The sequence below is a fragment of the Pseudomonas sp. 5.2 genome, assembly GCF_059025405.1.
Map to the genome: position 1 here is coordinate 394,661 of NZ_JBYBHH010000002.1, position 16,489 is coordinate 411,149.

The 16,489-nt window shown below is 61.0% G+C and carries 18 protein-coding genes; 6 read left to right on the forward strand and 12 right to left on the reverse strand.

The window, feature by feature from the left end; translation table 11 throughout:
• Nucleotides 1-138 precede the first annotated feature (138 nt).
• A complete protein-coding gene (locus AC5PZ0_RS05445) occupies nucleotides 139-2,247 on the forward strand; it encodes a molybdopterin-dependent oxidoreductase (RefSeq protein ID WP_493854501.1) in 2,109 nt (702 codons plus the stop codon).
• A 91-nt stretch (nucleotides 2,248-2,338) separates the two neighbouring features.
• Complete coding sequence (gene grxD, locus AC5PZ0_RS05450; protein WP_012313029.1) at nucleotides 2,339-2,674, forward strand: Grx4 family monothiol glutaredoxin; 336 nt, start codon at nucleotides 2,339-2,341, stop codon at nucleotides 2,672-2,674.
• A 56-nt stretch (nucleotides 2,675-2,730) separates the two neighbouring features.
• Here the strand turns inward: grxD and bfr are convergent, their stop codons facing one another.
• Both bfr and AC5PZ0_RS05460 read right to left on the reverse strand, forming a co-directional pair.
• Nucleotides 2,731-3,204, reverse strand: coding sequence for a bacterioferritin (gene bfr / locus AC5PZ0_RS05455; protein WP_027594191.1), 474 nt, complete (start codon nucleotides 3,202-3,204; stop codon nucleotides 2,731-2,733).
• A 201-nt stretch (nucleotides 3,205-3,405) separates the two neighbouring features.
• A complete protein-coding gene (locus AC5PZ0_RS05460; protein WP_099455144.1) occupies nucleotides 3,406-3,624 on the reverse strand; it encodes a bacterioferritin-associated ferredoxin in 219 nt (72 codons plus the stop codon).
• 210 nt (nucleotides 3,625-3,834) lie between these two features.
• Between AC5PZ0_RS05460 and AC5PZ0_RS05465 the strand changes: the two genes are divergently transcribed.
• On the forward strand, nucleotides 3,835-4,437 hold the full coding sequence (locus AC5PZ0_RS05465; protein ID WP_027594192.1) for a peroxiredoxin: 603 nt from the start codon (nucleotides 3,835-3,837) through the stop codon (nucleotides 4,435-4,437).
• 176 nt (nucleotides 4,438-4,613) lie between these two features.
• On the opposite strand, the gene rnt is transcribed toward AC5PZ0_RS05465, so the two are convergent.
• Both rnt and pyrC read right to left on the reverse strand, forming a co-directional pair.
• Nucleotides 4,614-5,225: a ribonuclease T gene (gene rnt, locus AC5PZ0_RS05470; protein WP_371097688.1), complete on the reverse strand. Its 612-nt coding sequence runs from the start codon at nucleotides 5,223-5,225 to the stop codon at nucleotides 4,614-4,616.
• 59 nt (nucleotides 5,226-5,284) lie between these two features.
• Nucleotides 5,285-6,331 carry a dihydroorotase gene (gene pyrC, locus AC5PZ0_RS05475; protein ID WP_027594194.1) on the reverse strand — a complete coding sequence of 349 codons (1,047 nt, stop codon included), beginning with the start codon at nucleotides 6,329-6,331 and terminating at the stop codon, nucleotides 5,285-5,287.
• Between the two features lie 130 nt (nucleotides 6,332-6,461).
• Between pyrC and AC5PZ0_RS05480 the strand changes: the two genes are divergently transcribed.
• On the forward strand, nucleotides 6,462-7,418 hold the full coding sequence (locus tag AC5PZ0_RS05480) for a flagellar protein MotY (protein ID WP_493854502.1): 957 nt from the start codon (nucleotides 6,462-6,464) through the stop codon (nucleotides 7,416-7,418).
• A gap of 486 nt (nucleotides 7,419-7,904) precedes the next feature.
• Complete coding sequence (locus AC5PZ0_RS05485) at nucleotides 7,905-9,122, forward strand: argininosuccinate synthase (protein WP_027594196.1); 1,218 nt, start codon at nucleotides 7,905-7,907, stop codon at nucleotides 9,120-9,122.
• A gap of 69 nt (nucleotides 9,123-9,191) precedes the next feature.
• On the opposite strand, the gene AC5PZ0_RS05490 is transcribed toward AC5PZ0_RS05485, so the two are convergent.
• Nucleotides 9,192-9,626, reverse strand: a complete 435-nt coding sequence (locus AC5PZ0_RS05490) for a hypothetical protein (RefSeq protein WP_085273554.1) — start codon at nucleotides 9,624-9,626, stop codon at nucleotides 9,192-9,194.
• A 368-nt stretch (nucleotides 9,627-9,994) separates the two neighbouring features.
• On the opposite strand from AC5PZ0_RS05490, the gene AC5PZ0_RS05495 reads away from it, so the two are divergent.
• Entirely contained in the window at nucleotides 9,995-10,621 is a 627-nt protein-coding gene (locus tag AC5PZ0_RS05495) for a response regulator transcription factor (RefSeq protein ID WP_033702663.1), read from the forward strand.
• A 43-nt stretch (nucleotides 10,622-10,664) separates the two neighbouring features.
• On the opposite strand, the gene AC5PZ0_RS05500 is transcribed toward AC5PZ0_RS05495, so the two are convergent.
• The 7 genes from AC5PZ0_RS05500 to metG all read right to left on the reverse strand — a co-directional run bounded on the left by AC5PZ0_RS05500 (nucleotide 10,665) and on the right by metG (nucleotide 16,357).
• Nucleotides 10,665-10,841: a PA3496 family putative envelope integrity protein gene (locus AC5PZ0_RS05500; protein WP_027594199.1), complete on the reverse strand. Its 177-nt coding sequence runs from the start codon at nucleotides 10,839-10,841 to the stop codon at nucleotides 10,665-10,667.
• Nucleotides 10,842-10,945: 104 nt separating this feature from the next.
• Nucleotides 10,946-11,584 (reverse strand): endonuclease III, encoded by a 639-nt coding sequence (gene nth, locus AC5PZ0_RS05505; protein WP_027594200.1) that lies wholly within the window; start codon nucleotides 11,582-11,584, stop codon nucleotides 10,946-10,948.
• A 4-nt stretch (nucleotides 11,585-11,588) separates the two neighbouring features.
• Nucleotides 11,589-12,113, reverse strand: coding sequence for an Rnf-Nqr domain containing protein (locus AC5PZ0_RS05510; protein WP_493854503.1), 525 nt, complete (start codon nucleotides 12,111-12,113; stop codon nucleotides 11,589-11,591).
• On the reverse strand, nucleotides 12,106-12,705 hold the full coding sequence (locus AC5PZ0_RS05515) for an RnfABCDGE type electron transport complex subunit G (RefSeq protein ID WP_274886144.1): 600 nt from the start codon (nucleotides 12,703-12,705) through the stop codon (nucleotides 12,106-12,108). Before AC5PZ0_RS05515 ends, AC5PZ0_RS05510 begins: the two co-directional genes overlap by 8 nt.
• On the reverse strand, nucleotides 12,702-13,685 hold the full coding sequence (locus AC5PZ0_RS05520) for an RnfABCDGE type electron transport complex subunit D (protein WP_274886145.1): 984 nt from the start codon (nucleotides 13,683-13,685) through the stop codon (nucleotides 12,702-12,704). The genes AC5PZ0_RS05515 and AC5PZ0_RS05520 overlap by 4 nt, the downstream gene beginning before the upstream one ends.
• Nucleotides 13,682-14,230 (reverse strand): Rnf-Nqr domain containing protein, encoded by a 549-nt coding sequence (locus tag AC5PZ0_RS05525; protein ID WP_493854504.1) that lies wholly within the window; start codon nucleotides 14,228-14,230, stop codon nucleotides 13,682-13,684. Before AC5PZ0_RS05525 ends, AC5PZ0_RS05520 begins: the two co-directional genes overlap by 4 nt.
• Before the next feature lie 87 nt (nucleotides 14,231-14,317).
• Complete coding sequence (gene metG / locus AC5PZ0_RS05530) at nucleotides 14,318-16,357, reverse strand: methionine--tRNA ligase (RefSeq protein WP_099430264.1); 2,040 nt, start codon at nucleotides 16,355-16,357, stop codon at nucleotides 14,318-14,320.
• Nucleotides 16,358-16,489: the final 132 nt, after the last annotated feature.

The following is a 16,489-nucleotide window of genomic DNA, read 5'->3' on the forward strand; positions in this document are numbered from 1 at the left end:
GGCTTGCCCGCAATTTGGCAAATGCGTGTCGCGAATCGTTTGCCTGATGTCGGGGAATTCACAGCGCAAAGCGCGCTGGCGAGGGCCGTGGGCCGGGCGCATAGTCGTGATCGGACCCATCACAACGCAGAGCCGGCCATGACCAAGACCCTGCATCACCGTGCCTGTCACCTGTGCGAAGCCATTTGCGGGCTGAACATCGAAGTCAGCCATGAAGACGATGGCCGGGCGCTGATCAGCTCGATCAAGGGCGACCCCGATGACCCGTTCAGCCGTGGCCATATCTGCCCCAAGGCGGTGGCCTTGCAAGACATCCAGAACGACCCTGACCGCCTCCGTCAGCCCCACCGTCGGGTTGGCGAACGCTGGCAGGCGATCGGCTGGGACGAGGCCTTCGCCCTGGCGGCCGACAAGCTGTGGGCCATTCAGCAGGCGCATGGTCGCAACGCGGTGGCGGTGTATCAAGGAAACCCCAGCGTGCACAACTACGGGCTGATGACCCACAGCAACTATTTCCTCGGCCTGTTGAAGACCCGCAACCGGTTCTCGGCCACCTCGGTGGATCAGTTGCCCCAGCACCTGACCAGCCACCTGATGTACGGCCACGGTCTGCTGTTGCCGATCCCGGACATCGACCACACCGACTTCATGTTGATACTGGGCGGCAACCCGTTGGCATCCAATGGCAGCATCATGACTGTGCCAGATGTGGAGAAGCGCCTGAAGGCCCTGCGTGCCCGGGGCGGTCAACTGGTGGTAGTGGACCCGCGGCGCAGCGAAACGGCGGCCATGGCTGACCGCCACGTGTTCATCCGCCCCGGCGGCGATGCAGCATTGCTCAGTGGCCTGCTCAATACCCTGTTCGACGAAGGCCTGACCCGCACGTCGCACGTGCCGGTCAAGGGTGTTGATCAGGTGCGCAACGCAATTGCCCCGCTGACCGCTGAAGCCATGAGCCCGCTGTGCGGCATTGCCGCTACCGATATTCGCCAGCTGGCGCGTGATTTTGCGGCTGCCGACAAGGCCGTCTGCTATGGCCGCATGGGCGTATCGACCCAGGCCTTCGGCACCGTGTGCCACTGGCTGGTGCAACTGATCAACCTGGTCACCGGCAACCTGGACCGCGTGGGCGGCGCCCTGTGTACCGAGCCTGCAGTCGACGTGGTGGCGAGTACCTCGGGTGGGCATTTCAATGCCTGGCAAAGCCGGGTTTCAGGGCTGCCGGAGTACGCCGGCGAGCTGCCGGTGGCTGCACTCGCCGAAGAAATGCTCACGCCCGGTGACGGCCAGGTGCGGGCGCTGGTGACCGTGGCGGGCAACCCGGTGCTGTCCACGCCCAATGGTCGACAGCTGGACGAGGCGCTGGAGGGGCTTGAGTTCATGCTCAGCATCGACCTTTACATCAACGAGAGCACCCGCCATGCCGATTTGATCCTCCCTTCCACGTCGGCGCTGGAGAACGACCACTACGACAGCACCTTCAACTTGCTGGCGGTACGCAACGTGACGCGCTTCAACCGCGCGATCCTTGCCAAGCCAGAAGGCGCGTTGCACGACTGGGAGATCTTTGTCGGCCTGGCCAAGGCCTTTGCCGAGCGTGCGGCAATGGAGCTCAAGCCGACCCTGCCCCCGGCGCAGATGATCGACTGGGCTTTGCGCAAGGGGCGCTATGGTGATGAATCGGCCTGGAAGCTCTCGATCGAAACACTGGATCGACACCCCCACGGGCTCGACCTGGGGCCGCTAGGCGCCAATCTGCAAGCGCGCCTGCGCACCGCCAGCCAGGCCATCGAGGCGGCCCCTCAGGTGCTGCTCGACGACTTGGCCAGGCTTGCCCGGCAGGCACCGTTGGCCGCTGGGGCGCTGTTGTTGATTGGCCGCCGCCATGTGCGCAGCAACAACTCATGGATGCACAACTTCCACCGGCTGGTCAAAGGCAAGCCGCGCCATCAGCTGTTGATGCACCCTGAGGACCTGCTGCAACGGCAACTGCAGGATGGCCAGCGCGTGCGCATACGTTCGCGTACCGGCACCCTTGAGGTTGAAGTGCAGGCGTGTACCGACATGATGCCGGGCGTGGTCAGCCTGCCACACGGCTATGGCCATGGTCGCCAGGGCGTGCACCTGCAGGTCGCCCAGGCGCAACCCGGGGTCAGCGCCAATGACCTCACCGATGAGCGCTTGCGCGATCAGGTGTCGGGCAATGCCGCCCTCAATGGCGTGCCTGTGCACGTCGAGGCCGCCTGAGCAACGGCAAGGCCGAGCATACCGCTCGGCTTTCCGATACAATGCGTCACCGTGCCGACCATCGAGTCGGAAAGTTCAGACGAGGTGTTCCATGGATATCATCGAAACGATCAAAGAGCAGATTGCCAACAACACCATTCTGCTTTACATGAAAGGCTCGCCGAATGCCCCGCAGTGCGGGTTCTCGGCCAAGGCATCGCAAGCTGTGATGGGTTGTGGCGAGAAGTTCGCCTACGTCGACATCCTGCAGAACCCGGAAATCCGCGCCAACCTGCCCAAGTACGCCAACTGGCCAACCTTCCCGCAACTGTGGGTAGCAGGCGAGCTGGTCGGCGGTAGCGACATCATGCTGGAAATGTTTGAAAACGGTGAGCTGCAAACCCTGATCAAGGATGCTGCTGCCAAGGCGAAGGCTTCTGAAGCCTGACCCTCGAACGCCCATAAAAAAACCCGCTCATGGCGGGTTTTTTTATGGGCGGGATTTTACTCTTCGCCCATCTGCGACTGCAGGTAGTTCTCGATGCTGATCTTGTCGATCAGGCTCAGCTGGGTTTCCAGCCAATCGATGTGCTCTTCCTCGGACTCGAGGATGTCTTCGAGCATTTCACGCGAGCCGAAGTCACCAACGGTTTCGCAGTGAGCGATGGCGGCTTTCAGGTCGATCAGGCCTTTCTGTTCGATCTTCAGGTCGCACTCGAGCATTTCTTTGGTGTGCTCGCCGATCAGCAGCTTGCCCAGGTCCTGGACGTTCGGGATGCCTTCGAGGAAGAGAATACGCTTGATCAATTTGTCAGCGTGCTTCATCTCGTCGATGGATTCCTTGTACTCGTGCTTGCCGAGTTTGTTCAGGCCCCAATCTTCATACATGCGTGCGTGCAGGAAGTACTGGTTGATCGCGACCAGCTCGTTTCCGAGGATCTTGTTGAGATGCTGGATGACGCTTACGTCGCCTTTCATGACGGGTTCCTGCCCTGTAGAAGTGTGCCAATACAGAGAAGTTTGAGCCTGATACTTAGGGCTGTCAAACCTAAGTTATTGAATAATAAGTGAAAATGAATAGGAATAAGAATGTTTGTGAAGCGCGTTGGAGTGCTAAGTTATTGAATTGCGGGCATAAAAAAACCGGACGCTAGGTCCGGTTCTTCAAAATAGGGGGTTTCAAGCGGCAGTAAATTCTACCGGATAGGGCAGGGCAGCCTGGCTGACCTGAAGATCGGTCAAGGTCTCGCGGACCACTTGCTTGGCAAGGCAGGCACATTTACCGCATTGGCTGGCGACGTTGGTCGCGGCTCGAACTTCCTTGTAGCTGCAGCATCCGTCATAGATCGCATCGCGGATCTGTCCGTCGGTCACGCCGACACAAAGACACACATACATAAAGTCGGACCATCGCTGGTTGAGATGGTCTGGAGCTTAATGGTAATGAGAATGCTTGTCAAAAGACTTTCTGAGAGGGGCGTGCTTGAGCGACCGGCGGTTGGATTCGGTCTGTCATGAGAAGCCGTGTATGATGGTCGGCCTTTGTTGGATGTCGGGCAAGCCCGTCTGGCCCGGCAAACGGTTTTTCACCCTCATCAGGAGATAACAATGAGCGTACTCGTTGGTAAACAAGCCCCCGACTTCACCGTTCCCGCTGTACTGGGCACTGGCGAAATCGTCGACAGCTTCAACCTGGCCTCGGCCATCAAGGGCAAGTACGGCCTGGTGTTCTTCTACCCGCTGGACTTCACCTTCGTCTGCCCGTCCGAGCTGATCGCCCTGGACAACCGCATCCCAGACTTCCAGGCTCGCAACGTTGAAGTGATCGGCGTTTCGATCGACTCGCACTTCACCCACAACGCCTGGCGTAACACCCCGGTCAACAACGGCGGCATCGGCCAGGTGAAGTACACCCTGGCTGCCGACATGACCCACGAAATCTGCAAAGCCTACGACGTTGAGTCCGAAGGTGGCGTGGCCTTCCGTGGTGCCTTCCTGATCGACACCAACGGTGTTGTCCGTTCGCAGATCATCAACGACCTGCCACTGGGCCGTAACATGGACGAGCTGCTGCGTCTGGTTGACGCCCTGCAATTCCACGAAGAGCACGGCGAAGTCTGCCCTGCCAACTGGAAGAAAGGCGACAAAGGCATGAACGCTTCGCCAGAAGGCGTTGCTGCATACCTGAGCGAGAACGCTGGCAAGCTGTAATTGCCAAGCGCATAAAAAACCGGCCCTGGTGGCCGGTTTTTTTGTGCCTGGAGTTTGAGTCTTCCAGTGTCTGTTCTGCTCTCATCGCTGGCAAGCCAGCTCCCGCAGGTACCCCACAATATTCAAGCCTGTGGTAATCCTGTGGCAGCCGGCTTGCCGGCGATGAGGCATTCAACTCAGTCGTTGAAATCGCGCCAGCCGCCCATTTCCTTCCAGCGGTTGACGATGCCGCAGAACAGCTCGGCCGTCTTCTCGGTGTCGTAACGCGCCGAATGCGCCTCACGCCCGTCAAAGTCGATGTCAGCACTCTGGCAGGCCCGCGCCAGCACGGTCTGGCCATACGCCAGGCCCGCCAGGGTGGCGGTGTCGAAGCTGGAGAACGGGTGGAAGGGGTTGCGCTTGAGGTCGTTGCGGTTGACCGCGGCATTGAGGAAGCCCAGGTCGAAGCTGCTGTTGTGGCCGACCAGGATTGCGCGCTTGCAGCCGTTGGCCTTGAGCGCCTTGCGCACGCCGCGGAAGATATCGGTCAGCGCGCTTTCTTCACTCACTGCCATGCGCAGCGGGTGGTCCAGCTTGATGCCGGTGAACTCCAGTGCGGCAGCCTCGATATTAGCCCCCTCAAATGGCTCTACCCGGTGGAAGTAGGTGTGTTCGGGGAACAGGAAGCCTTTCTCGTCCATGCCGATGGTGACGGCGGCAATTTCCAGCAAGGCATCGGTGGCGCTGTTGAAACCGCCGGTCTCGACATCCACCACCACTGGCAGGTAGCCACGGAAGCGCTCAGCCATCGGGTGGCGCGAGCCGCTGCCGGCCTGGCTGTCCTGATCGTCTTCGTAGAGGTCTTCGCTCACGCGTTTTCCTCCAGCAGGCGCCAGCGCAGCTTCTCGCCGGCACGCAGCGGTACCACGGTCTGCTCGCCAAACGGCAGGCTTTCAGGGGCAGTCCACTCTTCGCGGACCAGGGTGATGGTGTCGGTGTTCGCCGGCAGGCCATAGAAGGCCGGGCCGTGCAAGCTGGCGAAGCCTTCGAGTTTGTCCAGCGCGTTACGCTGCTCGAACGCTTCGGCGTACATCTCGATGGCCGCGTACGCGGTGTAGCAGCCGGCGCAACCGCAGGCCGCTTCCTTGGCGTGACGGGCGTGAGGGGCCGAGTCGGTGCCGAGGAAGAACTTCGGGCTGCCACTGGTGGCAGCATCCAGCAGCGCCACCTGGTGGGTGTTGCGCTTGAGGATCGGCAGGCAATAGAAGTGCGGGCGGATGCCGCCAACCAGCATGTGGTTGCGGTTGTACAGCAGGTGCTGGGCAGTAATGGTGGCACCGACGTTGGCCGAGGCCTCGGTGACGAACTGCGCGGCATCGCTGGTGGTGATGTGTTCGAACACCACTTTGAGCGTTGGGAAGCGTTCGACCACACGGCGCATGTGCTCGTCGATGAAGCGCTTCTCGCGATCGAACACGTCGATCTCGCTGCGGGTCACTTCACCGTGCACCAGCAGCGGCATGCCAACGTCGGCCAGCGCTTCGATAGCGGGGAAGATGTTGTCGATGCTGGTCACGCCTGAATCGGAGTTTGTCGTGGCGCCGGCCGGGTACAGTTTGGCGGCGTACACGATACCGCTGGCCTTGGCCGCGCGGATGTCCTCGGGGCTGGTGCGGTCGGTGAGGTAAAGCACCATCAGCGGTTCGAAGCGGCTGCCGGCCGGGCGCGCGGCAAGGATGCGCTCACGGTAGGCGCCAGCTTCGACGGCATTGCGCACCGGCGGTACGAGGTTGGGCATGATGATGGCACGGGCGAAGGTACGCGCCACATCGCCAACGGTATGGGGCAGGACGGCACCATCGCGCAGATGGATGTGCCAGTCGTCGGGACGCAGGAGGGTCAGGCGATCGGACATTGGGGATTCCAGGCGGGTCGAACTCAAGGCCCAATGCTACCGGAAAACCCTGGGCCGAGCACGGCTATCAAGTTTTTCGGGTGGCGTCCGATACCCTGCAGGTAAGCCGTCAGAATTTGTGGAGCCGCCCGTGCGCCAGCGTTACCTAGCCCTGTTGACCCTGTTCGCCAGCCTGCCGGCCGGTGCACTGACTTTCCAGACGCGCATGGAGAACATTGCCTGGCAAGTCGAGGGCGACCAGTTCGAGTGCCGCCTGATCCAGCCGATCGACGGTTTTGGCAGTGGCGAATTCGTGCGCCGGGCCGGTGAGCTGCCGGTGTTCCAGCTGCGTTCGCACACTAACGCGCTGGGGGCTGGGTCTGCGACGTTGCTGGCCGCAGCGGCGCCTTGGCAGCCGGGGCGTGGTGATATCAACCTGGGTGTGGTGCGGATGGCGCGTAGCGGCTTGCTGTTCAGCTCGTCCCAGGGGCAGGCCGGCCGACTGATCAATGGTTTGCTCGATGGCCGCAGCACGGTGGTGCGCAACTACACCGGCGAGGCGGGGCGGGCAATGGAGGTGCGGGTACTGCCGGTGAGTTTCGCCAAGGCCTACAGCGACTACCAGGCCTGTGCCAGCAAGTTGCTGCCGATGAATTACGACCAGGTGAGGCAGACGCAGGTGGGCTTCCCGGGGGGCGGCATCGATCTGGACGATTCGGCTCGAGCCCGGCTGGACGTTGTGCTGGATTACATGAAGGCCGACCCTACGGTTAACCACATCGAGCTCGACGGGCACTCTGACAACAGCGGAAACCGCCTGACCAACCGTGACCTGTCGCGCCGCAGGGCAGTGGCAGTGGCGGACTACTTCAAGGCCCATGGCGTGCCCGAAGCGCAAATCACCGTGCGCTTCCATGGCGAGCGCTACCCATTGGCGAAGAACAACAATGCCGCTAACCGGGCCCGCAATCGGCGGGTGAGTATAGAGCTGGGCCGGGTTGCGGAGGTTGAGAAACCGGTGGAGAAACCGGTTGAGCAAACAGTGCCGGCCGCTGCTCCGGCGCCAGCTAGCCCTGCTGCCGTGGCGCCAGGGGCGAAGCTACCCTGAGGTCGTGGGGCATGGTAAGTGATTGCATCAGGGTCATTAGGGGTTCGCCACAACATTTTCAGCGCCTGTGAGATCGAGCGCCGCCCGCGCGGCGCATCGCGAGCAACGCTCGCTCCTACGTTTGTTTCGGGCCAGTAAAGCCTGTGAGAGAGGCGCGCGACCGCCTTGTTTGTTCGACTCGATATCGTGTCAGGCGCCAAGGGGCCGCGCGCCAATGCCACAGGAAAAATTGGCCCGAAACAAACGTAGGAGCGAGCGTTGCTCGCGAAGCGCCGCGCGGGCGGCGCTCGATCTGATAGGCGCTACACCTCTCAAGCCATGCCCCCCCATGCCCAGACCGCAATCCCCTCCAAGCATCCATTCAGGCAACGTCGCGCCCTCGACAATTACTGTCGCTTTGTCGTCAGAAGCTGTCGCCCCACTGTAAATTTTTCCATAACGCCGTTAGAATCGACCCCTTTCCGTACAACCCCGTGGAGTGATGGCATGGCGGACGTAAATAAGGTCGTACTGGCGTATTCCGGCGGCCTTGATACTTCGGTGATTCTCAAGTGGCTGCAGGATACCTACAACTGCGAAGTGGTGACCTTCACCGCTGACCTGGGTCAGGGCGAGGAGGTCGAGCCGGCCCGTGCCAAGGCACAGGCAATGGGTGTGAAAGAGATCTACATCGACGACCTGCGCGAAGAATTCGTGCGTGACTTCGTGTTCCCGATGTTCCGCGCCAACACCGTCTACGAAGGCGAGTACCTGCTGGGTACCTCCATCGCCCGTCCGCTGATCGCCAAGCGCTTGATCGAAATCGCCAACGAAACCGGCGCCGACGCCATTTCCCACGGCGCGACCGGCAAAGGCAACGACCAGGTACGTTTCGAGCTGGGTGCCTACGCGCTCAAGCCGGGCGTCAAGGTCATCGCCCCATGGCGTGAGTGGGACCTGCTGTCCCGCGAGAAGCTGATGGACTACGCCGAGAAGCACGGCATCCCGATCGAGCGTCATGGCAAGAAGAAGTCGCCGTACTCGATGGACGCCAACCTGCTGCACATTTCCTACGAAGGCGGTGTCCTGGAAGATACCTGGACCGAGCACGAGGAAGACATGTGGCGCTGGAGCGTCTCCCCGGAGAACGCCCCGGACCAGGCTACCTACATCGAACTGACCTACCGCAACGGTGACATCGTTGCCATCGATGGTGTCGAGAAGTCTCCGGCTACCGTCCTGGCTGATCTGAACCGCATCGGTGGTGCCAACGGCATCGGCCGTCTGGACATCGTCGAGAACCGTTACGTCGGCATGAAGTCGCGTGGCTGCTACGAGACCCCTGGCGGCACCATCATGCTGCGCGCCCACCGTGCGATCGAGTCGATCACCCTGGACCGCGAAGTCGCTCACCTGAAAGATGAGCTGATGCCGAAGTATGCCAGCCTGATCTACACCGGTTACTGGTGGAGCCCGGAGCGCGTGATGCTGCAGCAGATGATCGACGCTTCGCAGGTCAACGTGAATGGCGTGGTACGCCTGAAGCTGTACAAGGGCAATGTCACCGTTGTCGGCCGCAAGTCGGACGACTCGCTGTTCGATGCCAACATCGCGACCTTCGAAGAAGACGGCGGCGCTTACAACCAGGCCGACGCTGCGGGCTTCATCAAGCTCAATGCACTGCGCATGCGCATTGCCGCCAACAAGGGCCGTTCGCTGCTCTAAGTACTGGCAAGCGTTGCACGAACCCCGGCTCAGGCCGGGGTTTTTTTTGGTGCGTTATGCCAATGGCCTTTAAGCCTTGTGATTGACGACGTCCTCCTGGAGCGCACTGATAGACAGGCGTGCGCATTGACGCTTGTCCAGATTAAGGAAGTGCCACGTGCGTGTTGATTCAGGCGCGTGTGCGAGTGCCACGAGGATATGCTGTTCCAGCCTTTGTTGTGCATCGGGGCCAGTAAAGATAACGGTCACAGGTTCAGGCGATTCAGCCTCTGGGTTGTCGGTTGTTACTTTTTTTAGGGCAGGGTTGTAGAACGACTTGTAATTGAAGTTCAACGTTAGAAAGAACAAGGCTGTAAGGAAAAACGGAAAGCAGACCAGAAACCAGGTATAGAGACTTTGGCTGGATTCGCTGAGAAACGGCAGTGTTGCAAGGGCGGATGCTTCGATGATCCCCGCGAAGATAGCAATGATCGTCAGCGGGGCGACAGGTTGTACGTCGGGCATGATGGCTGTCTCCTGCGGTTTCGCTCATCATTACCGTACTGTTATGCTCAACTAAAGGCTGTAGTGTTTCCCAACTGCGCATTGTCGGCACAACGGCGGGTGCCTGATTTTTTTCGCGCATTTAAAGTGGCCTATTCTTCGAGCGGAAGTTTGTTTTCAACTGGTTCACTCGATCGGGTCAGTGCTACGTTTCTTGCGAGACATGAACACTCACGATTAGCGTGCTGCAAGGTTTTGTGTAGGAAATTTCTGTAAGTGTTGTAGGGCTCGTCTATTCATGAGTTTCATTGACAAATCGTCGCGCCATTAAGCGTTCTGTCAGTTATCGTGGCGTGCCACAGCAAAAATAATGAATGAATGGATATCACATGAATAAAGTCCTTATCGTGGATGACCATCCGGTCATACGCCTGGCCGTGCGCATGCTGATGGAGCGGCATGGGTATGACGTCGTTGCGGAAACCGATAACGGCGTGGCCGCCTTGCAACTGACGCGTGAGCACCTACCGGATATCGTGGTGCTGGATATCGGGATTCCCAAGCTCGATGGCCTTGAGGTCATCGCCCGCATGGCGGCATTCAGCCCAGGCAGCAAGGTGCTGGTGCTGACCTCCCAGGTACCTGGGAACTTCTCGATGCGTTGCATGCAGGCGGGGGCGGCGGGGTATGTGTGCAAACAGCAGGAGCTGACCGAGTTGCTTAGCGCCATCAAGGCGGTGCTGTCAGGCTACAGCTATTTCCCTAATCAGGCCTTGCATGCCTCGCGAGGCAGGGGCAGCGGTGGCAGCGAGACGGACATGGTCAACCGTCTCTCGGCCCGGGAGATGACCGTTTTGCAGCAGCTGTCGCGCGGGCGCTCGAACAAGGAAATTGCCGACAGCATGTTCCTCAGCAACAAGACTGTCAGCACCTACAAGTCCCGTTTGCTGCTCAAGCTCAACGCCCGGTCGCTGGTAGACCTGATCGAGCTGGCACAGCGCCACGGGTTGAACTGACCGCTGCGCTACAAAGCCTCCCGGTGGGAGGCTTTGCAAGGGTCTATAAGTCGTAGTCGAAATCGGCCAGTTGCTTCTGCAGGCGTCGCTCTTCCAGCAGGTTGTCGATGGTGCGACGTTTACTGAGGTTGGTCTTTGCAGTCTCTACCTGGGGCTCCGCTTCATCATCTGCGGCAACAAAATCATCTTCGATTGACAGGTCGTCTTTATCAGCACTCATGAGTCGCTCCAAGCCAAGGGGCCATTGGCCGTCCTTATAACCAGAAAGCTGACGCTGGTAAAAAAGATTTTTTCAATCGCGCAGGGTGGTTTTTAACTATCGGCTCAATCGTCAGACGTCTTGTGCTTGTATTCGCACAGGTCTTCGATTCGGCAGCTCCCACAGCGGGGCTTTCGCGCCTGGCATACATAGCGCCCATGAAGGATGAGCCAGTGGTGGGCATCGAGCAGGTAGGGCTTGGGTACGAACTTGATCAGCTTCTTCTCGACTTCCAGCACGGTTTTACCGGGTGCGATGCCGGTGCGGTTACTGACCCGGAAAATATGCGTGTCCACCGCCATGGTCGGCTGCCGGAACGCCGTGTTGAGGACCACGTTGGCCGTTTTGCGCCCCACACCGGGCAGCGCTTCCAGCGCTTCGCGGGTTTCAGGCACCTGGCTGCCATGGCGCTCGATCAAAAGCCGGCAGGCTTCGATCACGTTCTTGGCTTTGCTGTTGTAGAGCCCGATGGTCTTGATGTATTCGCTCAGCCCTTCGACGCCCAGGGCGTAGATGGCCTCCGGGGTATTGGCGACCGGGAACAGCCGGGCGGTGGCCTTGTTGACGCCTACGTCGGTGGATTGCGCTGAAAGGGTCACGGCGACAAGCAACTCAAACGGGGTGGTGTAGGCCAGTTCAGTTTTCGGGTCAGGGTTGTCTTCGTGCAGCCTGCGAAAGATCTCCAGGCGTTTTGCGGCATTCATGGACTCAGGGCTTTCCTTGACGACGTGGGTGGGCAGGGCCCGGACGCAGGTAATTGTACAGGGCCAACAGCACTCCGAGCAGTAGCAGTGCGCCCGGGGCGAAGTTGGCAAGGTGCACGCCCAGCATTTCGCCCAGCCCTTGGCGACAGGCGCCGAGTACAAGGTAAGCAGCCAGCAGGCCACCCAGGTGCAGCAGCAATGAGCACCAACGGCCTGCTTCCGGCAGCAGCCGGTCCATTGCCAGGCACGTCAGGCACAACAGTGCGGGGTACGGGCCCAGGAGCAGCGCCATGGGCAGCAGCCAGGCACGCAGGGCCAATTGCAGGCAACTGGCCAGGCCAGCGAGTATGAGCAGGCTTGCCAGTACGTAGGCCGCCCCATGCAGGCGGTTGCGCAATGGCATCAGCAAGGCTTGATGCAGGCCAACCATCAACACCGCGCACCCGCCCATGACAGCCGCCATGGGCAGCGTTTGCGTCGTCCCTAACAGCGGGGCGAGGGCGGCGACCAGCACGTAGTCCCTATTCATGGGGTGGGCCCTCGAGGAGCGCGCGACGATGCTTATCGAAATAGCGCAGGGCATCTTGCAGCGCCTCGATCACTGCCCGCGAGGTGACTGTTGCGCCTGCCAATTGGTCGAAGTCGCCCTGGTCACGCTTCAGTGCCCAGTGATCACCCAGGCTGCGATTGGCAAACTGCGTCAGCCAGTGCACCTGCGGGTCGGCAAGGCGCCCGCCGAGCCCGGGGCTTTCCTGCTGCTCGACCACCTGGCTGCCCAGCAGGCGCCCGTCGGGCGTGATGGCGATAGTCAAGACGATCGGCCCAGCATAGCCCTGGGCCTGGGTGATCAGGACGACCGCCGCAGGCGTGCCCGCCAGCGTTGCCCGGTAGGCCGACACGATGCGGCTGTGCGCAAGTTGTGCTTCGGGCGTTGGCAGGGGGGTATCCAATGGGTGATTGTCGTAACTGGCCTCGGGCAGCACTGCCAGCCGCTGGCGGCTCTGCAGCTGTTTTTCAGCTTGGCCAATGGTGGGCGTGGTCCACGAGCGCCAGATCAGCGTCGTCGACAAGGCCAACGCCGCTGTCGCCAGCAACACTGCCGCCTGCGCGAGGCGCTTCATCGGGCAGCCTCTTGGCGGCGCAAGGCCAGCCGTTCAAGGCTGGGGACCATGAGGTTCATCAGCAGGATGGCGAACGCGGTGCCATCTGGGTAGCTGCCCCAGGTGCGGATCAGGTAGATCAGCAGGCCTGTGCCAAAACCGAACAGCAGCTTGGCCCACTCGCTTTTGGGGCTGGAGACAGGCTCGGTGGCAATGAAAAAAGCCGCCAGCATGGTCGACCCAGAGAACAGGTGCAGCAGGGGAGAACCGTTGGAATCAGAGCCTGAGCCGTTCCAGCCCAGCAGGCTGAACAACATCAGGCCAGCCAGCAAACCCACTGGCGCATGCCAGCTGAACACTTTGCGCTGAAGCAGAAACAACCCGCCCAGCAGAAACGCCAAGTTGACCCATTCGCCGCCGCGCCCACCGATGCTGCCGAACCCGGGGTGGCTGGCGAACAGTTCATCGATGGTCAGGCTGCGGTTGTGGCGCAGGCCGTCGAGTATTGTCGGTTGTGCCCAGGCATCGATGTGCTCGCCGCCGCCCACTACCTGCTGCAGGCTCTCGAGCACCCCCGGCGCGTGCCCTGGCCAATGGTTCATCTGCAACGGGAAACTCAGCAGTACGAAGGCGTAGCCCACCATGGCTGGGTTGAACAGGTTGCGGCCGACACCGCCGAAGGCCTGTTTGCCAACCCCGATCGCCACCCCAGCGGCGACCATGGGCAGCCACCAAGGGGCCAGCGCAGGAAGGGCGGCCGCCAGCAGCACCGCAGTGACCAGCGCACTGCCATCGCTCAGCGTCACTCTTACAGGTTGGCCGCGCAGGGCCAATAGCAGCGCTTCGCAGAGCAATGCTGCACTGGCACACAGCAGCAGGTTGCACAGCAGCCCCCAGCCCTGCACCCACAGCAGTGCTAGCAAACCGGGGGCACAGGCCAGTAGCACCAGGCCCATGCTGGTACGCAGGCGTGGGTCAGGCTTTGCCTTGGTCGGGGTCATTGCGCAAAAAGTCCGTTCAAACCGGAAAATGCCAAGGCCATGATGCCCACACCGAGCAATTCGATTGGCAGGCCACGCAGGGCAACAGGTATGTCGGCATGGGCGCTGCGCTGGCGCAGGTCCGCGAACAGGGCCAGCGCAAGCCACAAGCCCACGCCGGCCAGCAGGCCTTTGCTCAGCGTCGCAAGCCAGGCCGTGCCAGCGCCTGCCTCCTCCAGGGCCAACCCCAGCACGGCGACGTTGCTCAGCAGCACTGCAGGCAGGTCTGCCACGGGCCAGTCGGCGCGTAGCCTGGCCAGCGCCCATGGCACGCCGTAGGCCAGCAATGCCAACCAGGGCAGCAACAGGAACAGGCTCAGGTCGTGGAGCTGCCAAGGGTCGAGCACCAGCCACTTGAACAGGTGAGCGCCGATCATGGCGAGTGCCACGGACAAGGCGCAGGCCAAGCCGAGCACATGCACGCGCAGCCACGATATTGGCTGTTGCTGCAGGCACAGGTGATTGATCAGGGTGGCGCTGATCAGGACCAGAACGTAGTCACTCATGACATGACGATAGCCGGGATTCGTATCGATTGTCCGGCATTCAGCGGGTGATAGAACAGCCCCGGCACAGAGGCCGGGGCTGGGGGCTTACTTGATGCGTTGGCCTGGCTTGGCGCCGCTGTCCGGGCTGAGCAGGTAGATTTCTTCACCGCCAGGGCCGGCAGCCATGACCATGCCTTCCGACACGCCAAAGCGCATTTTCCGAGGCTTGAGGTTGGCGACCATCATGGTCAGGCGGCCTTCCAGCTTGGACGGGTCGGGGTAGGCCGACTTGATGCCGGAGAACACGTTGCGGCGCTCGTCACCGATGTCCAGCGTCAGCTGCAGCAGCTTGTCGGCACCGGGTACGGCCTCGGCCTTGACGATCAGGGCCACGCGCAGGTCGACAGCGGCAAAGGTATCGAATTCGATTTCCGCCGACAGCGGGTCCTTGGCCAGTTCGCCATTGCCGGCCGGCGCCTTGGCTTCGGCGGCCAGCAGGTCTTCTTTGCTGGCAGCGACCATGGCTTCGACCTTGGCGGGTTCGATACGGCTCATCAGTGCCTTGAAGGCATTCAGGCTGTGGTTTTCCAAGCGCGACTGGTGGTCGTTCCAGGTCAGCGGTGCGACATTGAGGAAGGCCTCGGCGTCGGCAGCCAGCACCGGCAGTACCGGCTTGAGGAAGATCACCAACTGACGGAACAGGTTGATGCCTTGGGCGCAGATGGCCTGGACTTCGTCCTGCTTGCCTTCCTGCTTGGCCAGCGACCAGGGCGCCTTGTCGGCGATCCAGGCGTTGGCGCGGTCGGCCAGGGCCATGATTTCGCGCATCGCACGGGCGAAGTCACGGCTCTCATAGGCCTCGGCAATCGACGGCGCGGCTGCCAGGAAGGCTTCGGTCAGCTCGGGTGCGGCATCACCGGCCACCATCACGCCGTCGTTGCCTTTGTGAATGAAGCCTGCGCAACGGCTGGCGATGTTGACCACCTTGCCGACCAGGTCGGAGTTGACCTTCTGCACGAAGTCTTCCAGGTTCAGGTCCAGGTCATCGACGCCACGGCCCAGCTTGGCCGCGTAGTAGTAACGCAGGTATTCCGGCTGCAGGTGATCCAGGTAGGTACGGGCCTTGATGAAGGTGCCGCGCGACTTGGACATCTTGGCGCCATTGACGGTCAGGTAGCCGTGCACGTTGACCGCAGTTGGCTTACGGAAGCCCGCGCCTTCGAGCATCGCTGGCCAGAACAGGGCGTGGAAGTTGACGATGTCCTTGCCGATGAAGTGGTACAGCTCGGCGCTGGAGTCTTCCTTCCAGAAAGCATCGAAATCCAGCTCTGGACGGCGCGCGCAGAGGTTCTTGAAGCTGGCCATGTAGCCGATTGGCGCGTCCAGCCAGACGTAGAAATATTTGCCCGGCTCGCCCGGGATCTCGAAGCCGAAATATGGCGCATCGCGGGAGATGTCCCACTCTTGCAGGCCCGAGTCCAGCCATTCGGCGAGCTTGTTGGCGACGGCCTCCTGCAAGGTGCCGCTACGGGTCCACTGCTGCAGCATGGCCTGGAAATCAGGCAGCTTGAAGAAGAAGTGCTGGGAATCACGCAGTACCGGGGTGGCACCGGAGATGGCCGACTTGGGGTTCTTCAGCTCGGTCGGGGCGTAGGTTGCGCCGCACTTCTCGCAGTTGTCGCCGTATTGGTCTTCGGCCGCGCACTTGGGGCAGGTGCCCTTGATGAAGCGGTCGGCCAGGAACATGCCCTTTTCGGGGTCGAAGTACTGGGTTACCGAACGGGTGGCAATGTGGCCAGCGTCACGCAGGCGCGTGTAGATCAGGCTGGACAGCTCGCGGTTTTCTTCGCTGTGGGTCGAGTGGAAGTTGTCGAAATCCACCAGGAAGTCGGCAAAGTCGCCGCTGTGCTCGGCCTGGACATTGGCGATCAACTGCTCGGGGGTGATGCCTTCCTTCTCGGCGCGCAGCATGATGGCCGAACCGTGGGCGTCATCGGCGCAGACATAGATGCACTGGTTACCGCGTAGTTTCTGGAAGCGGACCCACATGTCTGTCTGGATGTACTCGAGCATATGGCCAAGGTGGATCGATCCATTGGCATAGGGCAGGGCGCTGGTGACGAGAATCTGACGTGGCTCGGACATGGTGGCTCGGCTACTTATCTGGCTACGGGGTAAAAATGAGGGTGATCGGCCACTATAAAGGGCTGGCGAAGATATTTCACCCCACAGACGCACCTGCTGACGATTGACGGGTTAGGATAGGCGCCTGTTTTA